This is a genomic window from Falsihalocynthiibacter sp. BN13B15, from assembly GCF_041205415.1.
In the GTDB taxonomy this organism is placed as follows: domain Bacteria; phylum Pseudomonadota; class Alphaproteobacteria; order Rhodobacterales; family Rhodobacteraceae; genus Falsihalocynthiibacter; species Falsihalocynthiibacter arcticus.
The window spans coordinates 425,537-446,711 of the sequence record NZ_JBGFCE010000003.1 but is presented as its reverse complement, the minus strand read 5'-3'; the positions used below and the strand labels follow the sequence as shown (position 1 = coordinate 446,711).

Genomic DNA, 21,175 nt, shown 5'->3' with positions numbered 1-21,175 from the left:
TTGAGTATTGATCCCAGCGCCAATATCCACCCTTCCGCGGTTGTAGAAGACGGTGCGATCATCGGGCCGGCCTGTGTTGTCGGGCCATTTTCGCATATCGGGGCGGATGTGACTTTGGCGCGGGGAGTCGTACTCAAGAGCCATGTCGTGTTGGCGGGAATAACTGAAATCGGCGAAGATTGCGAGATTTTCCCCTTTGCCACGATTGGTGAAGTGCCACAGGACCTTAAATTCGACGGCGAAAAAACCCGCTTGATCGTGGGGGCGCGCAATCGTATCCGCGAGGGTGTCACTATGAATACTGGCACCACTGGCGGCGGCGGCATCACCCGCGTGGGCGACGATTGCCTGTTTATGACAGGCGCTCATGTGGGCCATGACACCACGGTCGGTAACCGCGTGATTCTTGCCAACCATGCCGCACTTGCGGGGCATTGTGTGGTGGCGGATGACGTTATCATTGGGGGCCTTTCAGGCATTCATCAATTCGTTCGACTGGGCCGTGGTGCGATCATTGGTGCCGTCACTATGGTGACCAATGATGTCATTCCCTATGGGCTTGTGCAGGGGCCGCGTGGCGAATTGGACGGGCTTAACTTGGTCGGGCTTAAGCGGCGGGGTGTGTCGCGGGCGGATATTTCCGCGTTGCGCGCAGCGTTTCAGATGTTGCGGCAAGGTGAAGGCCAGTTCCAAGAACGCGCTATGCGCCTTTCAGAAGATTACGACAGCACCTATGTGGATGAAATTACGCAGTTTATTTTAGGGGAAAGCGATCGCGGCTTTCTGACTCCAAGCTAGTGGCGGCCGACGCACCAAACCGCCTTGCGGTGCTTGCAGGGCGCGGGGATTTACCGCTCCAAGTCGCCGCGCGGGAAGCCGACAGTTTTGTTGTGACGTTTCAGAGTGTTGAGACAAATGCACAGCCTGACTATGAAGCCCGCTTTGAAAAACTCGGCGGGTTGTTCAAGGAATTGCACAAGCAGGGCGTCAAACGGGTGTGTTTTGCGGGAGGTCTTCGACGCCCTGCGCTGAATCCGTTGCGTTTTGATGCAACGATGATGCGTTTGGCGCCACGTTTGATTGCAGCCATGAAGGGCGGCGACGATCACATCTTGCGCATTGTCGTGGAGGTCTTTGAGGACGCGGGGTTTACCGTTGTTGGTGCCCATGAAATTTGCCCCGAAATTTTAGCCACCGAAGGGCTTATTGCGGGGGAGGCGCCTAGCGAGCAGGCCTTGAGGGATATGGATCGTGCGCACGCCATTCTTACGGCGCTGTCACCGGTGGATGTGGGGCAGGGCTGTGTTGTTGCCAATGGGCTTTGTTATGGCATTGAAACCATTCAAGGCACGGACGCGATGCTTAGCTTTATCGCGCAAAACACGCTCTCCCGGCAGGGCGTCTTGATGAAGCGTGCAAAAGTCGGCCAAGAGTTGCGGGTGGATATGCCCGCGATTGGGCCTGAAACCTTGCACGGGGCCCATAGCGCGGGTTTGGCGGGGGTTGTAGTGCAGGCTGGGCAGGTAATGATTGTGGATCCGGTTGAAACCTGTGCGTTGGCCAAGGAGCTTGGCCTTTTTATCTATGGCGAGGCCCGCTGATGCGGGTCTTCCTTATTGCGGGCGAGCTTTCGGGGGACAAACTTGGGGCAGCTTTGATGCGGGGCCTAAAATCACGGTTGCCTGACGTGGAGTTTCGTGGCGTCGCGGGGCCGCTGATGCAGGCCGAGGGAATGGCCTCCCTTTTTGACATGACTGAACTCTCTATAATGGGGATTGTTGAGGTTCTGCCGAAATATTTCGCCCTAAAACGTCGTATTCGCGAAACGGCTCAAGCAGCGCTCGACTGGAAAGCGGATGTCGTCATCAGTATTGATAGCCCCGACTTTTGCTTGCGGGTGGCGAAAATCCTCAAGGCGCAAAGTAATATTCCAACGGTGCATTATGTCGCTCCCAGTGTTTGGGCGTGGCGCGAGGGGCGCGGCCCGAAGATGGCGAAGGTGATTGATCACGTCTTGGCGCTCCTGCCGTTTGAGCCGCCCTTGATGCAGAAATCGGGCATGACCTGCGATTTTGTCGGCCATCCGATCGTGGCGGAACCAAAAGCGACTCAAGACGAAGCCGATGCGTTTCGGGCCTCGCACGGGCTCTCTTCTGAGACGCCCTTGATTTTGGCGCTTCCGGGGTCGCGACGTGGCGAAGTGAGCCGTTTAGGCGGTATTTTTGGTGCCGCCCTCGCACAAGCCGTCAAGGAAATCCCGAAAGCGCGCGTTGTGTTGCCCATCGCTCCCGGTGTCCGCAATCTGGTGCGCGAATTGGTTGAGGGATGGGACATTTCCCCACCCGTCATTCTGTTGGAGACCGACAGCAGCGCGGCTGGGCAGGCCGAAAAACGCGCGGCGTTTGCTGCTGCGGATATTGCCCTCGCGGCATCAGGCACCGTTTCACTTGAGCTGGCCCATGCACGTACGCCGATGGTGATCGCCTATGATATGAATTGGCTCAGCCGGAAAATGATTGCGCGGTTGTTGAAGGTCGACACAGTGACCTTGGTGAACCTCGTGAGTGAACGCCGTGATGTTCCCGAGTTTTTGGGCGAAAATTGCCGGCCCGAAAATATCGCGCCAGCCCTTGTTGATCTTTGGAAATCCCCACAGAGCCAATTGGCCTCAATGGAGATTACGATGGAAAGACTTGGTGAAGGTGGCGAAGATCCTGGTGCGCGTGCCGCAGAGTCCGTGATCGTCGCCCTCGCGCCTTAATTACCGCGCCAAATCCAGCCGCCCCCGAAAATACGACTGCTGTCATTGTCATAGAACACGCAGGCTTGACCGGGCGAGACGCCTTCTTCCGCCGAGAGCAATTCCACCGTTGCTTCGGTTTCGGAAATCGGGCGCAAGATCGCGTCACGTGGCGGGCGGGTCGAGCGCACTTTGACGGAAATATGCCACTCTTCTTTACTCATCAACGGTTCATCATTAAGCCAGTTGATTTCGCGAATGGGAATGATCCGTGTCGAGAGCGCCGATTTTGGCCCCACAACGACCTGTTTCTTTTCGGGATCAAGCTTCACCACATAAATCGGATCGGTTAGGCCGCCAATGCCAAGGCCACGGCGTTGGCCGATGGTATAATGGATCACGCCCTTGTGGCTGCCCACAACATTGCCGTCCAAATCCACAATATCGCCGGGATCGGCGGCTTCGGGGCGCAACTTAAGGATGACGCTGGCGTAATTCCCGTCGGGCACGAAACAAATGTCTTGGCTGTCGGGCTTGTCCGCAACAACGAGGCCATATTTTTGCGCCAGTTTGCGGGTTTCGTCCTTGCTCGCCAAATGGCCCAAGGGAAAGCGCAAATAAGACAGCTGGTCTTCGGTTGTCGAGAACAGAAAATAGCTTTGATCGCGGTTGGCATCGGTTGCACTGTGCAGCTCAGGGCCGTTGTCGCCCATTTTGCGTTGGATATAATGGCCGGTCGCCATGCAATCGGCATCCAAGTCCTTGGCGGTTTCCAAGAGATCCTTGAATTTCACACGCTCGTTGCAGCGAATGCACGGCACGGGCGTCGCACCCGCAAGATAGGCATCGGCGAATTCGTCAATCACGGCATCTTTAAAAACGTTCTCATAATCAAGCACGTAATGTGGGAAGCCCATTTCCTCGGCAACGCGGCGCGCATCATGAATATCCACGCCCGCACAACAGGCGCCTTTTTTGGCCAGCGCAGCACCGTGATCATACAGCTGGAGTGTCACCCCAACCACGTCATAGCCCTCATCTGCGAGCATTGCGGCCACTACAGAGCTGTCCACGCCACCCGACATTGCAACCACAACGCGTGTCTGGGAGGGCGGTTTGGCAAAGCCAAGAGAGTTAACGGGGTGGGTCGAATCCAACGGCATCTTAATTATCCTAAACAAGGTCCTGCAGAATATAAGAAAATGCGAACTACTAACAAGGGGGCGTTTCATTCTCTCTTAAGGCTGTTTAGGCAAATTCACCTCATGGAAATCGAGGGGAATGGTATGTTTTTGAAAAAAGTTGAGGGCCCGCGTGCAGTTACGCTGCCCGATGGGTCCGTATTAACCCGTGCGGATTTGCCGCCGGAGCAGACCCAACGTTGGGTTGCGAGCCGTAAAGCAGCGGTGGTTCGGGGGGTCGCCTATGGGTTGATTCCCTTAAAAGAAGCCTTGGAAAGGTATGGCTTGAGCGAAGAGGAGTTCGAATCATGGGTCGAAGCCATCGAAAAACACGGTGAATCGGCCCTAAAGTCCACAGCATTGCAAAAATATCGACAACTTTAGGTTGTTAATGGTAACGTTTCTCAATTGGTAACTTGTAGTTAACCAATTTTAGCCAGTGTCGAATGAAGAAGAAGGGTTACCAGCGGAGATTAACAAAATGCGAGTCCTCTTAGTAGAAGACGATCCAACTACATCTAAAAGCATCGAACTGATGCTCACTCATGCGAATCTAAATGTCTATTGTACCGATCTTGGGGAAGAAGGTATCGATCTTGCGAAATTGTATGACTACGATTTGATTTTGCTCGATCTTAATTTGCCGGACATGAACGGACACGAAGTGCTTCGACAACTTCGTTTGGCACGTATCGATACGCCTATCCTCATTCTGACGGGCGAAGATGATACCGAGAACAAGATCAAAGGTTTTGGTTTTGGAGCGGATGATTACATGACGAAACCTTTTCATCGTGAAGAATTGGTTGCACGAATTCATGCCATCATTCGTCGCTCAAAAGGCCACTCCCAGTCGGTCATTAGTACCGGCAAGATTTCGGTCAACCTTGATGCGAAAACCGTCGATGTTTCGGGTAAAACGGTGCATTTGACGGGTAAAGAATACCAAATGCTAGAGCTTCTCTCCCTTCGTAAGGGGACAACTCTCACCAAAGAGATGTTCCTTAACCATCTCTATGGCGGCATGGATGAACCAGAGCTTAAAATTATCGACGTGTTTATTTGTAAACTTCGCAAAAAACTCGCCGAAGCAACAACTGGGGATAATTACATCGAAACTGTTTGGGGGCGCGGCTATGTTTTGCGCGATCCACAGCCAATGGAACTTGAGGAACCCCTTGCCGTTGGTGCCTAACTTGCAAACCATGTTCAGTTTTTAGGTGTAAGAAAACTGTACATACTCTTTCTCTTCCGCTGGACCTCACTTGTCTTGACGCATAGTTTGCTCTCATGGCAAGCGAGGTCCAATGGAACAGAAAAAACCACAAGACATGATCGAATCTGAAGCGAAGATCGAACTCGTGCGCCTTGCAAAAATATTGTCGAAAGCCAATTCTGACTATCATGGCCTAGACGCGCCCACCTTGTCGGATGCTGAGTATGATGCTCTCAAACGCCGAAACAGCGAGATAGAAGCTCGATTTCCCGCTCTAAGGCACTTCGATAGCCCGAGTGAGAAAATTGGTGCCCCTGCGGAATCCGGGTTTGGCAAAATCACCCATACAATTCGAATGCTCTCTCTTGGAAATGCGTTTGAGGAGCCCGATGTCGAAGACTTTGATGCGCGTATTCGAAAGTTTCTGGGCTATTCTACGACCGAGGCTTTGGAATTTACTGCTGAGCCCAAAATTGATGGCCTGTCGCTTTCGCTACGGTATGAAGACGGTCAACTCGTACATGCTGCGACGCGTGGGGACGGCTCAATCGGTGAGAATGTTACCGAAAACGCGCGAACGATATCTGATATCCCACAAGAACTATTCAACGCGCCCTCTATCCTTGAGGTTCGCGGTGAAGTGTACATGTCTCATCAAGACTTTCAGAACTTGAATGAACGCCAGATTGCAAACGGAGAAAAAACCTTTGCCAATCCGCGCAACGCTGCCGCTGGTTCCCTTCGTCAACTGGATTCAAAGATCACCAAAGGCCGACCGTTAAAGTTTTTTGCCTATGCGTGGGGAGAGCTTTCAGAGCCACTGGCAGAAACGCAATTCAATGCGATTTCGCGTTTAAAAGCATTTGGCTTTTCAGTAAACGATCTGACGGAAATATGTCAGGGGCCACAAGAGCTTTTGGCTCATTACAAATCTATCGAGCAGTCCCGAGCCTCGCTTGGTTATGATATTGACGGCGTCGTGTATAAAGTGAACCTCCTGACTTTGCAAAAACGATTGGGATTTCGAAGCACAACGCCTCGCTGGGCTATCGCACATAAGTTCCCTGCCGAACTTGCTTGGACACGCCTCGAAAAAATTGAAATCCAAGTCGGAAGAACAGGGGCGCTTTCTCCCGTGGCAAGGCTTTCGCCGGTTACCGTTGGCGGCGTTGTGGTGAGTAACGCGACTCTTCACAATGAGGACTATATTCAGGGGCGTGGAAACAAAGGTGAATTAATTCGAGACGGCAAAGATATCCGTGAAGGTGACTGGGTCCAAGTCTATCGTGCGGGCGACGTTATTCCAAAAATTTCGGACGTAGATTTATCCAAAAGGCCTGTTGATAGCCAACCGTTTGTTTTCCCAGAAGTTTGTGAAGTTTGTCAGTCTCCGGCCATCCGAGAAGAGGGCGATGCTGTTCGTAGATGCACAGGTGGTATTATTTGTGCCGCACAAGTCGTTGAAAAGTTAAAGCATTTTGTTTCCCGCTCTGCATTCGATATCGAGGGGCTCGGGGCCAAACAAATTGAGCTGTTTTACAAAGATGGATGGATAGAAAGCCCCGCTGATATTTTTACCCTGCGCGAAAGATACGAAAATGGCCTGAATCAGCTTAAAAACCGAGAGGGTTGGGGAGGTAAATCAGCCGCTAACTTGTTTGATGCAATAGATGCAAAGCGCCAGATTCCCCTCGCGAAGCTTATTTTTTCCCTTGGAATTAGGCATGTCGGTGAAAGTTCAGGTGTACTTTTAGCTAAACATTATCAGTCGTGGTCTAAATTTGTAGCGGGCCTCACATCTGTGACCGTTGGCGGTGGCGACGCTTGGGATGATCTTTTGTCAATTGATGGCGTTGGAGTTGTCATGGCAACGTCTCTCGTGGCCGCATTTCAAAACCCGCGAGAACGCGTTGCAATTGACGCACTCATCTCCCAATTAACATCATTGGATGCGGTATTCAAAGAGGTGGAAAGTAGTCCCGTGGTTGGAAAAATAGTTGTATTCACAGGGACTTTGGAGAAGATGAGTCGCGCAGAAGCCAAGGCGCGCGCTGAAGATCTTGGAGCAAAAGTTTCTGGAAGCGTGTCCAAAAAAACTGATTTGCTTGTTGCCGGCCCAGGCGCTGGATCCAAAGCGAAGAAAGCTGAAGATCTAGGAATAGAAGTCATTGATGAAGATGCATGGCTGGCCATGATCGAAGGGCTATGAGTTCACGTCCAGAAGGGCTTTTCCCATTGTTTTCTGATTTGAAAACACTGGACGGCGTCGGCCCAAAAGCGTCGGAAAACTTCGCGCGAATGAGTATTGGTAAACCGCGTGACCTTCTGTTTTTGTTGCCCTTTTCTGGGGTTGATCGACGTCCGATTACGAGTGTTATAGGGGCCGATGCTCCATGCGTTGTTACTGTTGAAGTCGAAATTCTGAATCACAAACCTGCGGTTAGTCGTGATCGACCGTACCGGATTTATGTTCAGGATGCGCAAACCACGCTCCAACTGGTGTTTTTTCACGCAAGGCAGGACTATCTTGAAAAAATTCTGCCTATAGGTGAGCGCCGAATTGTATCGGGAAAGCTTGAGGTTTTTGATGGCATAGCCCAAATTGTTCATCCGGATCATATAGTTGAATTAGCGGACGCCACGTCGATCCCTGAGTTTGAGCCCGTTTACCCTTCTACAGTGGGAATTACCCAAAAAGTTATCAGCAAAGCTGTCGCCGCGACTCTGGAACGTCTGCCTGAACTCGGGGAATGGATCGATCCATCCTTAAAGGGAGAGCGAGGATGGGGGGGCTGGAAAGAAAGCTTAAATGCGGCACACAATCCACAGAACAACCAAGATTTGTCGCCAGAGAGCATGTCTCGACAAAGGTTAGCCTACGATGAGTTTTTTGCCCATCAATTGACACTTGCGCTTGCTCGGAATGCTGCGCGGAAATTGAAAGGGAAAGAGACAAAGGGGGAAGGCCTCCTATTTGATAGGGTTCTGAAAACACTTCCTTTTGTTCCGACAGAAGCCCAGTATCGCGCAATCGAGGAAATTCGTTTTGATATGGCACAACCGTATCGGATGAACCGGCTTTTGCAGGGGGATGTTGGAGCAGGAAAAACTCTGGTTGCGCTGGCCGTTTTATTAAATGCGGTCGAGTCTGGCGGGCAGGGTGTGATGATGGCCCCAACCGAGATTCTTGCGCGCCAGCATTTAGAGGGGCTGCGTCCGCTTGCGCAAACTGCGGGTGTGAATATTGAGATTCTTACGGGGCGAGACAAAGGCAAAGAGCGTACGAAAAAGCTTGAGGCTTTAGCATGTGGCGCCATTCAGATTTTGGTTGGAACGCATGCAGTGTTCCAAGATGACGTTGTTTTTAATGATTTACGCTTAGCGGTCGTCGACGAACAGCACCGATTTGGCGTGGAGCAACGGGCGCGGTTGGGAGCTAAGGGGAAGCGCGCGGACGTATTAGTTATGACGGCGACGCCGATTCCCCGAAGCCTAGCCTTGGCGCAATTCGGTGATTTAGATGTTTCCATTCTAGATGAAAAACCGGCGGGACGGCAGCCTATTTCAACGGTTATGGTCACAACAGGGCGTATAGACGAGATTGTTAGCAGCCTGCGAAAAGCCGTTTCAAAAGGTAAGCAAGCATATTGGGTTTGCCCCCTTGTGGAAGAGAGCGAGTTGATCGACATGACCGCTGCCGAAGATCGGTTCAAGGCTCTACGAGCCGAATTGGGAGAAAACGTGGTTACTTTGGTGCATGGGCAAATGCCATCACAGGAAAAAGACCAAGCAATGGCGCAGTTTGTTGCGGGTGAACGGTCTGTGTTGGTTGCAACGACGGTCATTGAGGTCGGTGTTGATGTACCAAATGCAACTATTATGGTGATTGAGCGCGCCGAGAGCTTTGGTCTAGCGCAACTTCATCAATTGCGGGGGCGTGTAGGGCGTGGCGCCGGGAAGTCGACATGTGTTCTTCTTTACCAGCCACCGTTAAGTAAAACGGGGCAGCGCCGTCTCGAAATATTACGCGAAAGCGAAGACGGGTTTCGGATTGCGCAGGAAGATTTGGAGATACGGGGGGCTGGGGATGTCATTGGAACCGCGCAATCGGGTATACCGCGCTTTGCAATTGCAGACCTAGAGCGACAAGCCGCGCTTATGGCCATTGCGCAGAAGGATGCGCGTACGCTTTTGACTTTGGACCCCGAGTTGATCAGCCCACGTGGTCAGGCTGCGCGTTCACTTTTGTGGTTAATGGAGCAAGATAAGGCAATTCGTTTAATTTCAGTGGGTTAGTCATATTTTTCGACATCGCGTTCTCATTTGTTCACTAATGTTCTCATTTAGTTCTTTACTTCCTGTTCATAAGGTGAGAACAAAGAGGCAACTAAAGTGTGAAGGTGGAGATGAAAATGTTTAGCGAACTTAAAAAAATTATAAGCCGCTCTTCGGGAACTCTGTTGCAGGATGCAGCAGGCTTGTCGGCTGTTGTTTTCATGTTGCTTGGAGCACTTTTTCTACCTGGCTTTGCCTAGTTTGCACTGCCTGTCTGACCCCGCCCAGTGAAGTCGATTTTACGCATCTTGTCCCCATTGTGATGCGCAATCTCATGAAACTGCCTGTTCATATCTTTTCTGTAAGTGCCTCTTCCAGAAACGCAACGAACTTTCGCTGGGCATACTCGCCGCCGTTCCTTCCCCAGGGACGGCGGCTTTTTATTTGAAGTTGTAGGCGATCCGAATGCCGCCCCACAGTCTTCCCTGCACAATAATTGGTGCCGACAAATCTTTCATCATCGTGAATTCGCCGCCTCCCATGTCCCGCCGATAGACTTGGAGGAGGAATGGTTCATTGTTGTTTCCGGACTTTAGCCCAACGCGGTCATCGAAAATGCGTCGATTTCGGCAATTGGCTGTATTCCAAGCCGGGTCGTGGCTTGGTTTCTGCGAAAACTTTTTATTGTGGGTCGGCAAATATCCGTTCCGGTCCACACATGCGCAAAACACGATCCGTTCGTCAAATGTTAGAACCTCTTCCTGGATTATCGGCAACACACGGTCCATGAAGGATGTGAATGGTGCCATTTTTTGCACAGGGTTCGTTCCTGCAATGTCAGAATAGGTTTGGTCAAAGAGTTGGCTCATTCCAATAGCACCTTCAATTATACCAGCTTCAAAGGTATTTGAAACCATCGTGGCGCGCTCTTTGACAAGGTTGATAAACGAAATGTCGTCGCTTGTTCCTCCCATCTCTACTGTTGTTTGAACAATGCTTTCCGAGCGATCAATGAGAGCCTGCACGCGGGTAAATGCCTGTGAAATGCCTTCCGCCGCCTCTTCAACCGAGCCTCCAATAAGATTGAAACTGGGTTCAAACTCCTGACCGGCAGCACGCACATTCTCGGCGTCCGCGGCGATCTGGCTTGCCTGCGCCATGGAGAGTTTTACGCTTTCAGAAATACCAGTAAGGGCGGTATCTGTAAGTTCGGCGCCCGTTAGAACGCTGGTTGCCTTTTCAGAAATACCGCCAGCTTCGGTTTTCATCGACCCGATCCATCCCGACAGGGACGTAATATTGTCGGATATCCCCGCCGCAGCGGCAGCTGTCTTATGGGATAACTCGTTAATGGCTTCGGCCACAACGGCAAATCCGCGCCCTGCATCGCCCGCGCGCGCGGCCTCAATCTTGGCATTAATCGCTAGAATATTCACTTGTCTGGCGATTTTTGCGATGGCGTCGTTGTTCTCTTGGACCCCGAGAAGGGTAGCCTCGACGGTTGTCATACGTTCGTCAATGGTTTGAACCCATTCGGCGACGTCTTTCGTCTGGCCAGAGGTCTTGCGGATATCCGCCATCGAGGTTTCAACAGCCCCATTCATTTGAAAGGAAGCATCGCTCACCTTCTTCACGGCCAGAAGCACCGCAGAATTTGCCTCACTTACTCGAGCCGCCCCTTTGCGGACTTCGGCAAGCGTCCCTAATTGGCTATGCGTTTTTTCATTGATGAGGTCGAGAAAACCCGCAATATCAACAATTTCATACCCCAGAGCAGAAGCCGTTCGGGACAAGGCACTGATGCGGCTGTCCACGGCTTGTCCATTTACAAATTCCGGCGCGGGAATCATTGGCGTCTCCATTTTACGTTTGATAACGCTTAAAGGAGCAGCCTTGCGAAAGTGTTAAGCGCAGTTTTGCGCGCGTGTTTTTTCAATCGCATCCAGCGTGGCGTCGAGCGACAAAAGGATAGAGGCGTGCCGGTTTTTGTACTCGCGCGCGGGCAAAAGAACCTCAAACCCCTCAAAGCGCCCCGTCGGCACGGGGCCGTCTTTTTTGAGCATATCGTGCAATGCGGTGCGCGTCGCGTGGACCTCGTTAAAGCTCGCGCCAACGATGTTTTGCGCCAAAATTGAGGCTGCAGCTTGCCCAAGAGCACAGGCCTTTACATCTTGACCAAACGCGGTAATCTTCCCGTCTTCCACCTCAATATCGACAGTTACGGTTGATCCACAAAGAGGCGCCCGTTTTTTCGCCGTGGCATCCGGTAGCTCAAGGCGATCCGTCAGGCCAATATTCGCCGCAAGCGCCAAAATGCGCGCGGAATAGAGTTTTATGAGATCGGTATCGGGCATCTTAGGTCCTTTGGTGTTTAAATCTGCGCACCTTTGTCTTAGATAAGCGCTGAAGCCCGTAAAACACAAGGTGTTGCCATGAAATTTGATCCAGAGACACTCGTCTTTAATGACCAAGGGTTGATTCCCGCGATTGCGCAGGATGAAACGGGCGCCGTTTTGATGATGGCATGGATGAGTATCGAGGCGGTGAAGCGCACGCTTGAAACCCGCCGCGTGACCTATTGGAGTCGCTCACGGCAGGCGTTTTGGATCAAGGGCGAAACCAGTGGCCACATCCAGCGTTTGATTGATCTGCGCGTGGATTGTGATGCGGATTGCCTGTTGATGATTGTCGAGCAGGAAGGCCCTGCGTGTCATACCAATCGGCGCTCGTGTTTTTACACCTCTGTGCTTGAGGGCGACAATGTCGAACTCATGGCGCCGATGGCCTAAAGGCCCACCATAGCGCGGATATCCTCGGGCGATTTCCCGTCGGCGCGAAACTTGGCAATGGCGCGCGCGTCGTCCCGTTTGGCGAGGCGTTTACCGTCATCATCACGGATCAGTTTATGGTGGTGGTATTTAGGTGAAGGGAGGCCGAGAAGCTTTTGTAAAACCACGTGAATCTTAGTTGCCTCAAAGAGGTCTTGGCCGCGGATTACATGGCTGACCTCCTGTGCTGCATCGTCCAAAACTACCGACAAATGATAACTTGTGCCCATGCCCTTGCGGGCCAAAACGATGTCACCAACCTCTGTAATAAGCTCATCAACGGTAAAGAAAACCTCGCCCGTTTCGCCGTTCGGGCCTTCGCCGGTTTCAATGAAGGAGAACCCCATTCCAGCCGACGTTTTCTCGGCCAATCGCGCCACAGAGCGCATGCGCAACCGTAGAGTTTGTGCCGAGGGACGCGGTTTTTCGCCGTAATGCGCTTTAGGAAGGTCGGTGCAGGTTCCCGGATAGATCGCGCGATCAGGGCCAAGGCGTTGCGTGCCTTCTTGTGGCGCACTCATGGCGTCTTGGATGTCGCGCCGCGAACAATGGCAGGGATACAGGCGTTCGGCGCGCCACAGCGTATCGAGGGCCGTTTCATAGCGCGACATTTGCTCGGATTGCAGCACCACAGGGCGCGGCCACCACAGGCCAAGCCAGTCGAGATCTTCATAGATTTGCGTTTCCCAATGGGGACGGGCGCGGGACTGGTCGATGTCCTCGATCCGCAGCAGGAATTCGCCCCCATTCATCATCGCCATGTCATAAGCCAGAAGCGCAGAATAGGCGTGGCCCAAATGGAGCGGGCCCGTCGGCGAGGGAGCGAAACGTGTAATCATTCTTGCGGCGCGAGCCAGTCCGTCCACGCGGCTTTTGCGCGGTCAGTATAGGCTTTGTAGCGATCTTTGCGTCCACGACGGCCATTTTTGAGGCCTTCAACGGGTTGAAACAGACCAAAGTTCACATTCATCGGCTGGAAGGTTTTGGCCTCGGCGCCGCCCGTGATATGATGCACCAGCGCACCCATCGCCGTGTCTTGCGGTAACGCACTCACAGGTTTTTCGAGGATTTCGGCGGCGGCAAAACGACCCGCCAGAAGGCCCATCGCGGCACTTTCCACATAGCCCTCAACCCCTGTAATCTGACCCGCAAATCGAATGTGCGGTTGGGACTTGAGGCGCATCTGATCGTCCAGCAAAGTCGGCGAATTAATGAAGGTATTGCGGTGAATACCGCCAAGACGCGCGAAACTTGCCTCTTCCAAACCAGGGATCATTTTGAGGACTTCGGCCTGTGCACCATACTTCATTTTGGTTTGAAATCCAACGATATTCATCAATGTTCCCAAAGCGTTATCACGCCTAAGTTGAACCACTGCATAAGGTTTGTTTTCGGGGTCGTGGGCGTTGGTCAGGCCGACGGGTTTCATCGGACCAAAGCGTAATGTTTCACGGCCCCGTTCGGCCATGACTTCAATCGGCAAACACCCGTCGAAATATCCAGCGGTCTCGCCTTCATGGAATTCGGCTTGCTCGGCCGCGAGAATGGCGTCGATGAAGGCCTCGTATTGGTCCTTGGTCATCGGGCAATTCACATAGGCTTTGCGCTCTTCTTCGGAGTTGCCTTTGTCATAACGCGACTGAAGCCACGCGACATCCATATTGATGCTCTCGGAATAAACAATCGGCGCGATGGCGTCGAAAAAGGCGAGGGCGTCGGCGCCTGTTTCGGCTTGGATCGCTTCGCCCAAACCTTGCGAGGTCAACGGGCCCGTGGCGATAATCCAATGGCCGTCTTTGGGCAATTCGGTAATCTCACCATACTCAACGCTGATATTCGGGTGCGCCATCAACGCATCGGTCACAGATTGCGCGAAGGGGTCGCGATCAACAGCCAAAGCGCCACCCGCCGGGATTTTGTGCTTGTCGGCGGTGGCCATGATGATGCCGCCCGCTTGGCGCATTTCCCAATGCAGCAGGCCCACGGCATTTTGCTCGTCGTCGTCCGAACGCAGGGAATTTGAGCAGACCATTTCTGCAAAATTTCCCGTGCGATGGGCAAAAGTTTCGACTGTGGGGCGCATCTCGTGGATCACGACCTCAATTCCGAGGTTTGCGGCCTGCCATGCGGCCTCTGATCCGGCCATTCCGCCGCCGATGATATGGAGTTTTTGTGTCATGGGGGCGATATAAGCTTTCTTTGAACAAGTGAAAAGCCCCAGCGCAAAGGCTAGGGCTTTTGAAGGTCAGAATGTCATCCCGTCGTTTGGGATTTATTCGGTGGCGTCATCCGGTGTTTCAACATCGGTTTCGGCCACGATCTCGGCGTCTTCGATCGCGTCGATCTCTTCTTCTTCGGCTTCGGCGATCCACGCGACCGAAACAACGGTTTCGCCTTTGCCAGTGTTAAAGACTTTCACGCCACCCGCAGAGCGGGACCGGAACGAAATGCCTTGGATCGGACAACGAATGGATTGGCCATTGGAGGTCGCGAGCATGATTTGATCGCCCATTTCTACTGGGAAACACGCCACAAGTTCACCGCCGCGCATGGCTTTATCCATCGCACCAACGCCCATGCCGCCACGTCCACGCACGGGATATCCGTGGGAGGAGCTGATTTTGCCAGCACCTTTGGCCGTGATGGTCAGGATGAGGTCTTCAGCGGCCTGCATTTCGTCAAACCGTTCTGGAGAAATCGCACCGTCGCCATTTTCTTCGTCATCGACATCGTCGTCGGACTCCACAGCCCCCGCCGCTGCACGGCGCATCTTGAGATAGGCGATGCGTTCGTCGCTGGTGGCGTCAAAGTGGCGAACAATCGACATGGAGACGACTTCTTCGCCGTCTTTCAGCCTAATCCCGCGCACACCCGTTGAGGCGCGACTATGGAAAACCCGCACGTCGGTCGAGGGGAAGCGGATCGCGCGGCCAGAGTTGGTCACCAGCATCACATCATCATCCGGCGAGCAAATCCGCGCATTTACGAGGGTTGCATCGGCGAAATCATCCTCAAACTTCATCGCAATTTTGCCGTTTGAGCGCACATTGGTGAAATCGGAAAGCGCATTGCGCCGCACGGTGCCTTTTGACGTGGCAAACATGATCTGAAGATTGCCCCATTCACTATCGGGCGCATCCACGGGCATGATCGCAGCAATCGAAACCCCAACCGGCATCGGCAAAATATTGACGATCGCTTTGCCTTTGGATGTGCGGCTGCCTTGAGGCAAACGCCAAGTTTTCAGCTTGTAAACCATACCATCGTTGGTAAAGAACAACAGTTGCGTGTGGGTATTGGCCACAAACAGGTTGGTCACAACATCCTCTTCTTTGGTCTTCATCCCGCCAACGCCTTTGCCACCGCGGCGCTGTGCGCGGAAATCAACAAGGGGGGTGCGTTTGATGTAGCCACCAGAGGTGACGGTGACGACCATTTCTTCTTTTTCGATCAGATCTTCGTCGTCCATATCGCCAGACCAATCAACGATCTGGGTGCGACGTGGAACCGCGAATTTGTCGCGAACTTCAACAAGTTCGTCCCTGATAATGCCCATGATACGTTCACGGCTGCCGAGAATTTCGAGGTATTCGCGAATTTTGATCGCCAATTCTTGCAGCTCATCGGTGACCTCTTTGACCCCAATCGCTGTTAGGCGTTGGAGGCGCAATTCAAGGATCGCACGGGCCTGAATTTCGGACAGGTTATAAGTGCCGTCATCATTGGCCGTATGGGTCGGATCATCAATCAACTTGATGTATTCCATGATCGCCGCAGCGGGCCAGCGACGTTCCATCAGACGGGTGCGCGCTTCGCCCGCATCGGCGGAGCTGCGAATTGTCGCAACGATTTCGTCGATATTGGTGACAGCTGCGGCCAAACCACACAAGATGTGGCTCCGCTCACGGGCTTTGCGCAATTCAAACGCCGTGCGACGGGCCACAACTTCTTCGCGGAAGTCGATGAAGCACGTCAGGAAGCGCCGCAAAGTGAGCGTTTCAGGGCGACCACCATTCAGCGCAAGCATGTTACAGCCGAAATACGTCTGCATCGGGGTATAACGGAACAACTGGTTTAACACCACTTCGGCAGTTGCGTCGCGTTTGAGTTCGACAACAACCCGCACACCATTCCGGTCGCTTTCGTCCTGAACGTGGGACACGCCTTCGATCTTTTTGTCGCGCACTTGTTCGGCGATCTTCTCGATCATCGACGCTTTGTTCACCTGATAGGGAATTTCATCGACCACAATCGCAAAGCGGTCTTTGCGGATTTCTTCAACGCGTGTTTTGGCGCGAATAATCACTGAGCCACGGCCCTCTAGATAGGCTTTGCGTGCGCCCGAACGGCCCAACATAATCGCGCCTGTCGGGAAATCAGGGCCCGGAACGTATTCGATCAATTCTTCGGTGGTTAGGTCTGGATTCACAATCAATGCCAAGGTGGCTTCGATCACTTCGCCAAGGTTGTGCGGTGGAATATTCGTGGCCATGCCAACCGCGATCCCCCCAGCGCCATTCACCAACATATTTGGGAAGCGGGACGGAAGAACCGACGGTTCGCGGTCTTTGCCATCATAGTTGTCTTGGAAATCAACGGTGTCTTTGTCGATGTCGGCAAGGATATAGGCGGCGGGTTTGTCCATCCGCACTTCGGTATACCGCATCGCCGCCGCGTTATCGCCATCCATAGAGCCAAAGTTGCCTTGACCATCGAGCAGGGGGAGTGACATCGAGAAATGTTGCGCCATCCGCACAAGGGCATCATAGATCGCGCTGTCGCCGTGGGGGTGGTATTTACCCATCACATCGCCCACAGGACGCGCCGATTTACGATAGGATTTGTCATGCGTGTTGTTGGTCTCGTACATCGCATAAAGGATGCGCCGATGCACCGGTTTAAGCCCGTCACGCAGGTCTGGAATCGCCCGACTTACGATCACGCTCATCGCGTAATCCAAATAGGAGGTTTTCATCTCGCTGGTGATGGAAATTTGAGGTCCATCGTATACGTAGCGTTCTGGACCGTTTTCTTCTTCGTTTACAGGTGTTTCTGGCGTATCGTTCACGTGGATTTACCGCTCTTTTTATTGAACTCTATATCTTGTTGCCCCATGTATACACGTCCCTGCATATAGGGCGCAATGGGGCGAGCGGAATTAGGGCCGGAAATCCACGAATTCCAGCCCTTTTTAGGGATTTATCCCCGATTTGGCTTCGCGCGCAGCACCATCCCGAACAGATCACGCGGATCATCGGGGTCAGCGACCATATCGAGCTGCTGCATAAACGCTGTGCCTTGGATTTGATCGAGCGCATAGCGCAGGGCAGAAAAGTCCTCGATGGCAAAGCCGACACCGTCAAAGAGGGTGATTTGGTTGGCCGAGGTGCGCCCTGTCTCTAGGCCCGCAATCACTTTCCAAATCTCGTTGACAGGGTAGTCATCAGCAAGGGCCTGAATCTCGCCCTCGACACGGGTTTGCGGCGGGTATTCCACGAAAATATCGCTGCGTTTCAGGATGTCCACATGCAGTTCGGTTTTACCCGGACAGTCGCCGCCAATCGCGTTGATATGGATGCCCGCACCGACCATATTGTCGCTCAAAATAGTCGCGCATTGTTTGTCGGCAGTGCAGGTGGTGATGATGTGAGCCCCTTCGATGGCTTCCTGCGGCGAGGCGCAAGATGTCACATTGAGCCCCTGATTTGTTAGGTTGCGCACGGCTTTTTGGGTTGCTGCGGGGTCGATATCGTAGAGGCGGACATTGTGGATGCCACAGATCGCTTTCGCAGCAAGGCATTGAAACTCGCTCTGGGCGCCATTGCCGATCACGGCCATGGTTGTCGCGCCCTTTGGCATCAGGTGTTTACTCACCAAGGCCGAGGTCGCGGCGGTGCGCAGCGCGGTCAGAATGGTCATTTCTGAAAGCAACACAGGATAGCCCGTATCGACCGTCGCAAGCAGGCCAAAGGCGGTGACGGTTTGCAATCCCTCATGGGTGTTTTTGGGGTGGCCGTTCACATATTTAAAGCCATAGATTTCGCCATTGCTGGTGGGCATCAACTCGATCACACCCTCGGCGGAATGGCTGGCGACACGCGGTGTTTTATCGAAGTTTTCCCAGTTTTTGAAATCTTCTTCGAGGTAAGCCACGAGGCCCTTCATAAAGTCTTCGATCCCGATGCTATGGACCAAAGCCATCATGTTTTGGACCGAAACGAAGGGCACGTAAGCTAAGGACGATGGGGCGAGGTTGGGCTTGTTCATTTTTGGTATCCTTGTGGAAAAGGGCGTTGTTTTTAAGAGTAACGTGTTGTTTCGCGATCAAAGACGCGGCGGCCAAAGAGCGAGGCCGTGAGGTCGACCATCAGTTCGGCGGTGCGGCCGCGATCATCCAGAAACGGGTTGAGCTCAACAAGGTCGAGCGAGCACATAAGGTCGCTGTCACAGAGCATTTCCATCGCCAAATGTGCCTCTCGCACCGTCGCGCCGCCCGGTACCGTGGTGCCAACGGCGGGGGCAATCGAAGGGTCGAGAAAATCAACATCCAGCGAGACGTGCAACAGGCCATTGGCTGCGCGCACTTGGGCAAGATACGCCTCCAGCGGGGCGGCAATGCCATGTTCATCAATCGCGCGCATATCAATTGCTGTGGGGCCATGTTTACCGACGGCGGCGCGCTCAGACGCGTCCACTGAACGCAGGCCCAGATAGCAAATCTGTGCGCCGGGGATGGTGGGCATAGGGGCGAACCCTTCGAACCCCGCAAGCCCCATGGCATAGGCGACGGGGGTGCCATGCAAGTTGCCGGAAGTGGTGGTGGCCAAGGTGTGAATATCGGTATGCGCGTCCAACCAGAGCAGGAACAATGGGCGTTTTTGGCGTTCGGCGTAATCGGCAACACCCGCGACGCTTCCTAGTGACATGGCGTGGTCGCCGCCCATAAATATCGGCGTCCCAACGTCCATGGCGCGCGCACCTTCGCGGCGCAGCGTTGTTGCCCAGCCGATGGTTTCGCGTAAACCATGGACGGCCGGATTGTCACAGGCAACTTCTTGCCCCAAATCAGGTGCGAAATTGCCCCAGTCTTCGACGTTGAATCCAAGCTCGCTCAGGGCGGTTGCGATCCCAGCGGTGCGGAGGGCGTCCGGCCCCATCAAGCATCCCGCGCGGGCTTTACCGCAATCAATGGGCGCGCCGATCAAGACGCAGGTGGAGTTTTGTTTGGTGTCGGTCATGGGGTTCTCGTGGGTTGGGAAAGCGGAGATACCCTAGCTTGATCTGCGAAATGGATGGACAGAAGCCCCCTATTCGGATGAACTGGCGGCAGTTGTATCAAATCGGAAGTGATTATGGACGAATTGGATAGGAACCTCATCGCTGCCTTGCGCAAAAACGCGCGCAAAACCCTTTCAGAGCTCGCAGCAGAGCTCAAAACATCCCGCACAACGGCGCGCGCGCGCATGGAGCGCCTTGTGGCGCGCGGCGATATCGTGGATTTCACGGTGCGTCTGCGCGAAGACGTCGCCCAAGCTCCCGTGCGGGGCCTGATGATGCTGGGGATTGAGGGGCGCGGCACCCATAAAGTGCTGCATCAATTGCTGGGGCAAAATTCGGTGCGAGAGGTCCATTCCACCAACGGAAAATGGGATTTGATTGTCGAGATCAATGCCGATAGCCTTGAGGCGTTTGACCGCGTGCTCTCTGATATTCGCCGCATCGAAGGGGTGCAAACCAGCGAGACCAATCTGCTTTTGACGACTCGCTCTATGCGCTCACAGCAGGTGGTTTAGGCGCGGCTGCGCCATGCTGCGATCCAAACGAACGCGAGGATGAGGGAACCAATCGCGTTCCAGCTGGCCATCGAGAGGTCAAACATTTCCCACGCCACTTCGTCACAGCGCACCAAGGGCGCGCTCATGATTTGCGCCATCAGTTCCTCAGGCGTTAGGTTGGCAACGGGGCCAGATGTGCAGGTCGTCGGGCCTTCCCACCAGTTGCGTTCAACGCCGGTATGAAACAGGCCGATCGCGCTTGTGGTGAGGGCGGCGATGGCACCAAGGGCGGCGAGAATACGCGGGCCACCAGCGAGTATAAGTACGCCTAAAATAAAGGCCACGGCATGGGGGTAGCGCTGCCACAGGCACATCGGGCAGGGCGCAAGGCCGCCGATATACTGAAACCCGAAGGCGCCCAAAAGCATCGCCAAAGAGCCAAAACTTGCGATAATTACGAGTGTTTTGTTCATTATAGCACCTTCACAAAGTAAAATCCGCCCAGCAGCAATACGACAAAAACGATAAATACCAAGCCGAGGCGGCGCTCGATAAAGTCGCGGATTGGTTCACCGTAGACCCGCAAAAGGGCCGCGACAACAAAGAACCTTATGGCACGTGCGATGATAGCCGCGACGATAAAAATCGGCAGGCTGAGCCCCGTGGAGCCGGACAGGATCGTGATGACCTTGAACGGGAAGGGTGTAATCCCCGCGATCAAGACCGCCCAAGCGCCCCACTCGTTGTATTTGGTGCTGAACTCCGCGAAATAATGCTCTTTGCCATAGAATTCGAGAACCGGACGGCCCACGGATTCAAACAACCCAGAGCCGATATAATACCCAAGCAATGCGCCCAGTACTGAGCCAACAAGCGCGACGCCTGCGATAAGCCACGCCTTGGACGGGCGGGCGATAATCATCGGGATCATCAGGACATCAGGGGGAATCGGGAAAACTGAGCTTTCGACAAAAGCAATAACCCCAAGGGCCCAAATTGCATACCGACTCTGGGCGAGGGACATCGTCCAGTTATAGAGAGATCGTAGCATAGCTGCTCTTTAAGTTATTGCGCCTGAAGGCCGTTTCTCACGGTCTAATGTTGGTTTGTCTACGCGATGAAGCGCCAATTTTAAAGGCAAAGTTACCCCGTTAGATAAA

General features: G+C 53.5%; 20 protein-coding genes. 10 read left to right on the top strand and 10 right to left on the bottom strand.

The features are described from left to right. From lpxA to lpxB, 3 genes are read left to right on the top strand one after another with little or no spacing between them, the layout of a single operon-like run. On the top strand, positions 1–798 hold the full coding sequence (lpxA, locus tag AB9F26_RS07385; RefSeq protein ID WP_369767717.1) for an acyl-ACP--UDP-N-acetylglucosamine O-acyltransferase: 798 nt from the start codon (positions 1–3) through the stop codon (positions 796–798). Continuing rightward, entirely contained in the window at positions 798–1,601 is an 804-nt protein-coding gene (locus AB9F26_RS07380) for an LpxI family protein (protein WP_369756509.1), read from the top strand. The genes lpxA and AB9F26_RS07380 overlap by 1 nt, the downstream gene beginning before the upstream one ends. After that, entirely contained in the window at positions 1,601–2,761 is a 1,161-nt protein-coding gene (lpxB, locus tag AB9F26_RS07375) for a lipid-A-disaccharide synthase (protein ID WP_369767716.1), read from the top strand. Before AB9F26_RS07380 ends, lpxB begins: the two co-directional genes overlap by 1 nt. Here the strand turns inward: lpxB and mnmA are convergent. Continuing rightward, positions 2,758–3,903 (bottom strand): tRNA 2-thiouridine(34) synthase MnmA, encoded by a 1,146-nt coding sequence (mnmA, locus tag AB9F26_RS07370; RefSeq protein ID WP_335584353.1) that lies wholly within the window; start codon positions 3,901–3,903, stop codon positions 2,758–2,760. The two genes, lpxB and mnmA, sit on opposite strands and share 4 nt — an antisense overlap. A gap of 123 nt (positions 3,904–4,026) precedes the next feature. Here mnmA and AB9F26_RS07365 point away from each other — a divergent pair, with 123 nt between their 5' ends. The 5 genes from AB9F26_RS07365 (at position 4,027) to AB9F26_RS07345 (ending at position 9,672) form a co-directional block, all read left to right on the top strand. Beyond that, positions 4,027–4,305: a DUF1153 domain-containing protein gene (locus tag AB9F26_RS07365; protein ID WP_335584354.1), complete on the top strand. Its 279-nt coding sequence runs from the start codon at positions 4,027–4,029 to the stop codon at positions 4,303–4,305. A gap of 97 nt (positions 4,306–4,402) precedes the next feature. Beyond that, positions 4,403–5,116 carry a response regulator transcription factor CtrA gene (gene ctrA, locus AB9F26_RS07360; RefSeq protein ID WP_335584355.1) on the top strand — a complete coding sequence of 238 codons (714 nt, stop codon included), beginning with the start codon at positions 4,403–4,405 and terminating at the stop codon, positions 5,114–5,116. A 112-nt stretch (positions 5,117–5,228) separates the two neighbouring features. After that, positions 5,229–7,346 (top strand): NAD-dependent DNA ligase LigA, encoded by a 2,118-nt coding sequence (ligA, locus tag AB9F26_RS07355; RefSeq protein WP_369767715.1) that lies wholly within the window; start codon positions 5,229–5,231, stop codon positions 7,344–7,346. Further along, positions 7,343–9,433: an ATP-dependent DNA helicase RecG gene (gene recG / locus AB9F26_RS07350; RefSeq protein WP_369767714.1), complete on the top strand. Its 2,091-nt coding sequence runs from the start codon at positions 7,343–7,345 to the stop codon at positions 9,431–9,433. Before ligA ends, recG begins: the two co-directional genes overlap by 4 nt. A gap of 116 nt (positions 9,434–9,549) precedes the next feature. Next, complete coding sequence (locus AB9F26_RS07345) at positions 9,550–9,672, top strand: hypothetical protein (protein ID WP_257722125.1); 123 nt, start codon at positions 9,550–9,552, stop codon at positions 9,670–9,672. A 180-nt stretch (positions 9,673–9,852) separates the two neighbouring features. Here AB9F26_RS07345 and AB9F26_RS07340 read toward each other — a convergent pair whose 3' ends face one another. Continuing rightward, the gene (locus tag AB9F26_RS07340) at positions 9,853–11,262 is read right to left on the bottom strand and encodes a methyl-accepting chemotaxis protein (protein ID WP_335584358.1); all 1,410 of its coding nucleotides are present in this window, start codon (positions 11,260–11,262) and stop codon (positions 9,853–9,855) included. Positions 11,263–11,316: 54 nt separating this feature from the next. After that, positions 11,317–11,766: an iron-sulfur cluster assembly scaffold protein gene (locus AB9F26_RS07335; RefSeq protein ID WP_335584359.1), complete on the bottom strand. Its 450-nt coding sequence runs from the start codon at positions 11,764–11,766 to the stop codon at positions 11,317–11,319. Positions 11,767–11,844: 78 nt separating this feature from the next. On the opposite strand from AB9F26_RS07335, the gene hisI reads away from it, so the two are divergent. After that, the gene (gene hisI, locus AB9F26_RS07330; protein ID WP_335584360.1) at positions 11,845–12,201 is read left to right on the top strand and encodes a phosphoribosyl-AMP cyclohydrolase; all 357 of its coding nucleotides are present in this window, start codon (positions 11,845–11,847) and stop codon (positions 12,199–12,201) included. Here hisI and gluQRS read toward each other — a convergent pair. The 5 genes from gluQRS to rocF all read right to left on the bottom strand — a co-directional run bounded on the left by gluQRS (position 12,198) and on the right by rocF (position 19,478). Then, positions 12,198–13,079, bottom strand: coding sequence for a tRNA glutamyl-Q(34) synthetase GluQRS (gluQRS, locus tag AB9F26_RS07325; RefSeq protein WP_369767713.1), 882 nt, complete (start codon positions 13,077–13,079; stop codon positions 12,198–12,200). The genes hisI and gluQRS overlap by 4 nt on opposite strands. After that, positions 13,076–14,419 (bottom strand): methylenetetrahydrofolate--tRNA-(uracil(54)-C(5))-methyltransferase (FADH(2)-oxidizing) TrmFO, encoded by a 1,344-nt coding sequence (gene trmFO, locus AB9F26_RS07320; protein WP_369767712.1) that lies wholly within the window; start codon positions 14,417–14,419, stop codon positions 13,076–13,078. The genes gluQRS and trmFO overlap by 4 nt, the downstream gene beginning before the upstream one ends. A gap of 93 nt (positions 14,420–14,512) precedes the next feature. After that, positions 14,513–17,308, bottom strand: a complete 2,796-nt coding sequence (gene gyrA, locus AB9F26_RS07315) for a DNA gyrase subunit A (protein WP_369767711.1) — start codon at positions 17,306–17,308, stop codon at positions 14,513–14,515. A gap of 131 nt (positions 17,309–17,439) precedes the next feature. Continuing rightward, complete coding sequence (locus tag AB9F26_RS07310; RefSeq protein WP_369767710.1) at positions 17,440–18,507, bottom strand: ornithine cyclodeaminase; 1,068 nt, start codon at positions 18,505–18,507, stop codon at positions 17,440–17,442. A gap of 32 nt (positions 18,508–18,539) precedes the next feature. Next, positions 18,540–19,478, bottom strand: coding sequence for an arginase (gene rocF / locus AB9F26_RS07305; protein WP_369767709.1), 939 nt, complete (start codon positions 19,476–19,478; stop codon positions 18,540–18,542). Positions 19,479–19,592: 114 nt separating this feature from the next. On the opposite strand from rocF, the gene AB9F26_RS07300 reads away from it, so the two are divergent. Further along, a complete protein-coding gene (locus tag AB9F26_RS07300) occupies positions 19,593–20,033 on the top strand; it encodes an Lrp/AsnC family transcriptional regulator (RefSeq protein WP_039003594.1) in 441 nt (146 codons plus the stop codon). Here the strand turns inward: AB9F26_RS07300 and AB9F26_RS07295 are convergent. Both AB9F26_RS07295 and AB9F26_RS07290 read right to left on the bottom strand, forming a co-directional pair. Beyond that, positions 20,030–20,488 carry a disulfide bond formation protein B gene (locus tag AB9F26_RS07295; protein ID WP_335584366.1) on the bottom strand — a complete coding sequence of 153 codons (459 nt, stop codon included), beginning with the start codon at positions 20,486–20,488 and terminating at the stop codon, positions 20,030–20,032. The two genes, AB9F26_RS07300 and AB9F26_RS07295, sit on opposite strands and share 4 nt — an antisense overlap. Beyond that, entirely contained in the window at positions 20,488–21,066 is a 579-nt protein-coding gene (locus AB9F26_RS07290; RefSeq protein WP_335584367.1) for a YqaA family protein, read from the bottom strand. Before AB9F26_RS07290 ends, AB9F26_RS07295 begins: the two co-directional genes overlap by 1 nt. Between the last annotated feature and the right edge of the window lie 109 nt (positions 21,067–21,175).